Genomic DNA, 3,851 nt, shown 5'->3' with positions numbered 1-3,851 from the left:
CTGGTGCGCCAGCCCACACAAGCTGTGCCCGAAGTGGTCAGGGACTACCGGATTCTCGGCGACCACGAAGGCACCTGGCGGACGTTGGCGCATGTAGAGCGGAACTACCTCCGTATGCGCCGTCACCGGTGGGAACCCGTGCGTTGCCGGCGCTTGCGTGTAGAGGTGCTGGCCACGAACGGGGCGCCGTGCGCGGAGATCTTCGAGGTCCGAGCTTACCCGCCCGCGAGGATGTGAGAGCGTGAAGATCACGGGGGTCAAGGTAACGATTCAAAGGCGATGTACGCGCGGAAGTTTGGCGGAGTGGGGTACGTCCCGAGGGATGTGCTCTTGCCGCAGTCGACCCAGCTCCTTCCGCGTGACAGCGCGTTCGCCGTCGTCCTCAGGCGGAGACCGAGGAGAGCATCACCGGAATCGGCGAGGCATTGACCGTGTGGGATGGGGTGACCGCTCAGGTCGTCGAGATGCTGCTCAAGCCGGTCCTGATTGGCGCTGCCCGACGGCGGTCTACGTGCTCCGGTACAGGCGTATTCGATCCAGCGAATCGGCAGGCACTCCTGCGGTTTCATGCTGGAGGCCATGAGCGGGATCGACATCGCGTTGTCGAATCTTTTGGGGAAGATTCACAGGTAGCCCGTGTAGTAACTCCTCGGCGGCGCGCGCCGGAAAGGCAATCTACGTCTACGCCAGCCCTGCGGTGCCGGTCGACTTGCTGGAAGAACTCGTCGGCAGGACATAGTGGGCTTCGTCCAAGACCCCGGGCCGGTGCTGGAGCGCGTGGAGGCGTAGGTGAAAGAGGCCTTGGCCCACCAGCAGCCTGCCGAGGAGGAACTTCGGGCAATCGAACAGGCCACAAGCGCCAACCAAGCGGAGCGGCAGCGGGTGATTCACCTTTACCGCAAAGGCAGCATCGGCGAAGAGGAGGCGGAACAGGAGCTGAAGGCGCTTGCCCGGGAGCTGGCCGAACTCGAACGGCAAAAGGAGGCTGTGCTGGCTCGGGACCTCCAGCGCCAGCAGCTGCAAAATCAGGTGGTCAACGCCCGGGTCCTGCTGGAGCAGCTAAAGGACAAAGTGGAGCAGGCGGACTGGGACACGAAGCGGGAGCTGGTCGAGACCCTGGTGGAGGGTATCCGCATCGAAACCCTGTGGGAAAACGGCCGCGAGGTGTCGCAGATTACCGTGCGCTACCGCTTCGGGCACACCCTCGGAGGTGCTTTGGATGGCAACGTTGGTGCGTTCATTTCGGTGCTACTTCTCCATCGGGGGCTTCGCCGTTTTGCAACGCCACTGGATGATGAGCGGACTGACGTTGGGCGCCCTCAAGGTAGCGCGCCCCTTTCAGGGAAAGGCGGGATAGGAAGGGATGTCGCTCAAAAGAACCAGGCAGGGGATCCTCTTCGGGGGCGATTACAACCCCGACCAGTGGAGTCCGGAGGTGTGGCAAGAAGACGTCCGGCTCTTCAAGGAAGCCGGCATCAACTCGGTTACGCTGGGCGTCTTTGCGTGGTCAAGGTTGGAACCGGAGCCCGGCCGCTACGACTTCTCGTGGATGGACGAACTGATGGGGCTCCTGCATGACAACGGCATCTCGGTCATCCTGGCCACGCCCACGGCAGCACCGCCGGCCTGGTTGTGTCGGCTCTATCCGGACGTATTGCCTGTCGACGCCCGGGGAGCCCGGTACGGTTACGGCAGCCGGCGCCACTACTGCCCCAATAGCCCCAATTACCGGCGCCACGCCCGGGAAATCACAACGCGGCTCGCCGAGCGGTATGGCCGGCATCCCGCGGTTAGCTACTGGCACGTCGACAACGAGTATGGCGGCCCGGCCTGCTATTGCGACCGGTGCGTCGAAGCTTTCAGGACCTGGCTCCGACAGCGATATGGGACGCTCGAGCGCCTGAATGAGGCGTGGTACGCCGCGTTCTGGAGCCAGCGCTACCAGAAGTGGGAGGAAATCGATGCGCCGCGCCTGACCCCGGCCTACCACAACCCGGGCCAGACGCTGGACTGGCGAAGGTTCATGTCGGATAGCTTCCTGCAGTGCTACCTGGAGCAGAGGCAAATCCTCCGGGAGCTATCTCCCGACGTGCCGGTGACGACCAACTTCATGGCCTGGTTCAACGGGCTGGACTATCACGCCTGGGCGCCGCACCTGGACATCGTGTCGTGGGACTCCTACCCGCCCACTGGGGCTGATCCTGCCGAAACGGCCGCTCGCCACGATCTCATGCGGGGCCTCAAGGGTGGCCGCATGCCGTTCCTGCTGATGGAGCAGTCGCCGAGCCAGGTCAACTGGATGGAGTACAACCGTCCCCAGCGACCCGGCGAAATGCGGTTGCGGAGCTGGCAAGCGGTGGCACACGGAGCCGATGCAGTCTGCTTCTTCCAGCTCCGGCAAAGCCAGGGCGGGGCCGAGAAGTTTCATGCCGCCGTCATCGGGCATGATGGGAGCTCGCGGTCCCGGGTCTTCCGGGAAGTAGCTCAGGTGGGTACGGAGCTCGGGAGGATGGGTGGGCTCGTCGCGGGCTCCGAGTATCGCGCAGAAGTCGCGATTCTCTTTTCCTGGCCGAACTGGTGGACCATCGAGCAGGAACCCCGAATCTCCCAGGGCCTTCATTACATTCGTGAAGTGATGCGGTATTACCGCGCCCTGTGGCGGCATCATTTCGAGGTCGACGTGGTCAGCCCTGAAGCCGAGCTTTTCCGGTACCGGATGGTCGTAGCGCCTCTCATGCGCATCGTCACGCCGTCACTGCAGAAACGCCTGGAGGAGTACGTCCGCGCCGGCGGCGCGCTGCTGGCCACGTTTCATAGTGGCTTGACGGACGAGAACGACCGCGTGCATCTGGGAGGGTATCCGGGCCTGCTGCGCGGTTTATGCGGCGTGTGGGTGGAGGAGTTCGACGTGTTGCCTCCCGGGCAACTGACCACCGTTAGCGTGCGTGAACCTTACGCGATGCTGGCAGGGGAATACAAGGCCGAGCTGTGGTGTGATGTCATCCACCCGGAAGGGGCCCGCGTCCTTGCCACCTTTGGCGCCGACTATTACGCCGGTATGCCCGCGCTGACCGAGCACCTGGTGGGCAAGGGCCGTGTGATTTACGTGGGCACCGCGCTCGAACCCAAAGGGGTGTATGACTTGGTCGGGTGGCTGGCGTCGGTCCAAGGGGTCAGGCCGGTGCTCGGCGCGCCGGAAGGGGTCGAAGTGGTTCGACGGTGGCATCCCGCAGGGCCCGACGGACAACAGCCCTCGCAAGCAGAGCCGGTGCTATTCCTATTGAACCACAATCCCTCTCCCGCTTCGGTCTTGCTGGAGCGCGACTACGTGGATCTGCTCACCGGAGAGCCGTGTCGGGGGGAGTTGGCCCTCCCTTCCCGAGAGGTGCGTGTATTGCGGCCCATCTAAGGCCCAGGGCGCAACCCAAACACGAGCCGGGAGGGGTGACCCGTGAATTATCGGTACCTGGGAAGGACCGGGCTGAAGGTCAGCGAGCTTTGCCTGGGCGCCATGACTTTCGGGCGTGAGGCCTCGGAAGAGGAGAGCCGCCGGATGATGGACCGCTTTGCTGAAGCCGGCGGCAACTTCATCGACACGGCCAACGTCTACACGCGGGGCGTGTCGGAGGAGATCGTTGGTCGGTGGCTGAAGACCAGGCGCCGCGAGGACTTCGTCATCGCCACCAAGGTGCGCTTCCCCATGGGGGAAGGGCCCAACGACGTGGGGCTCAGCCGCAAGCACATCCTGGCGGAAGTGGAGGTAAGCCTGCGCCGGCTCGGCACGGACTACATTGACCTCTACCAGGTGCACTGTTGGGACCCGGCCACGCCGCTTGAGGAGACGTTGTCCA

5 protein-coding genes are annotated in these 3,851 nt (G+C 64.0%); 4 read left to right on the top strand and 1 reads right to left on the bottom strand.

Annotated features, from left to right (window positions below):
- Positions 1 to 237: hypothetical protein (locus AB1609_17690; protein MEW6048280.1), on the top strand; the 237-nt coding region annotated here is incomplete at its 5' end.
- A gap of 444 nt (positions 238 to 681) precedes the next feature.
- Here the strand turns inward: AB1609_17690 and AB1609_17685 are convergent.
- Complete coding sequence (locus tag AB1609_17685; protein MEW6048279.1) at positions 682 to 1,023, bottom strand: hypothetical protein; 342 nt, start codon at positions 1,021 to 1,023, stop codon at positions 682 to 684.
- Between the two features lie 196 nt (positions 1,024 to 1,219).
- Between AB1609_17685 and AB1609_17680 the strand changes: the two genes are divergently transcribed.
- The 3 genes from AB1609_17680 to AB1609_17670 all read left to right on the top strand — a co-directional run.
- Complete coding sequence (locus AB1609_17680; protein ID MEW6048278.1) at positions 1,220 to 1,357, top strand: hypothetical protein; 138 nt, start codon at positions 1,220 to 1,222, stop codon at positions 1,355 to 1,357.
- A gap of 6 nt (positions 1,358 to 1,363) precedes the next feature.
- Entirely contained in the window at positions 1,364 to 3,409 is a 2,046-nt protein-coding gene (locus tag AB1609_17675) for a beta-galactosidase (GenBank protein ID MEW6048277.1), read from the top strand.
- A 42-nt stretch (positions 3,410 to 3,451) separates the two neighbouring features.
- Positions 3,452 to 3,851 (top strand): aldo/keto reductase (locus AB1609_17670; protein ID MEW6048276.1); only part of this gene is annotated, 400 nt, incomplete at its 3' end.

It is taken from the genome of Bacillota bacterium (genome assembly GCA_040754675.1).
Lineage (GTDB): Bacteria > Bacillota > Limnochordia > Limnochordales > Geochordaceae > Geochorda.
Note: the sequence above shows the minus strand (reverse complement) of the source record. Positions and strands in the feature narration are given on the sequence as shown.

Coding starts and splice junctions, on each gene's coding strand:
- AB1609_17680 (MEW6048278.1), top strand. CDS start 1,220: ATGGCAACGTTGGTGCGTTCATTTCGGTGCTACTTCTCCATCGGGGGC.
- AB1609_17675 (MEW6048277.1), top strand. CDS start 1,364: ATGTCGCTCAAAAGAACCAGGCAGGGGATCCTCTTCGGGGGCGATTAC.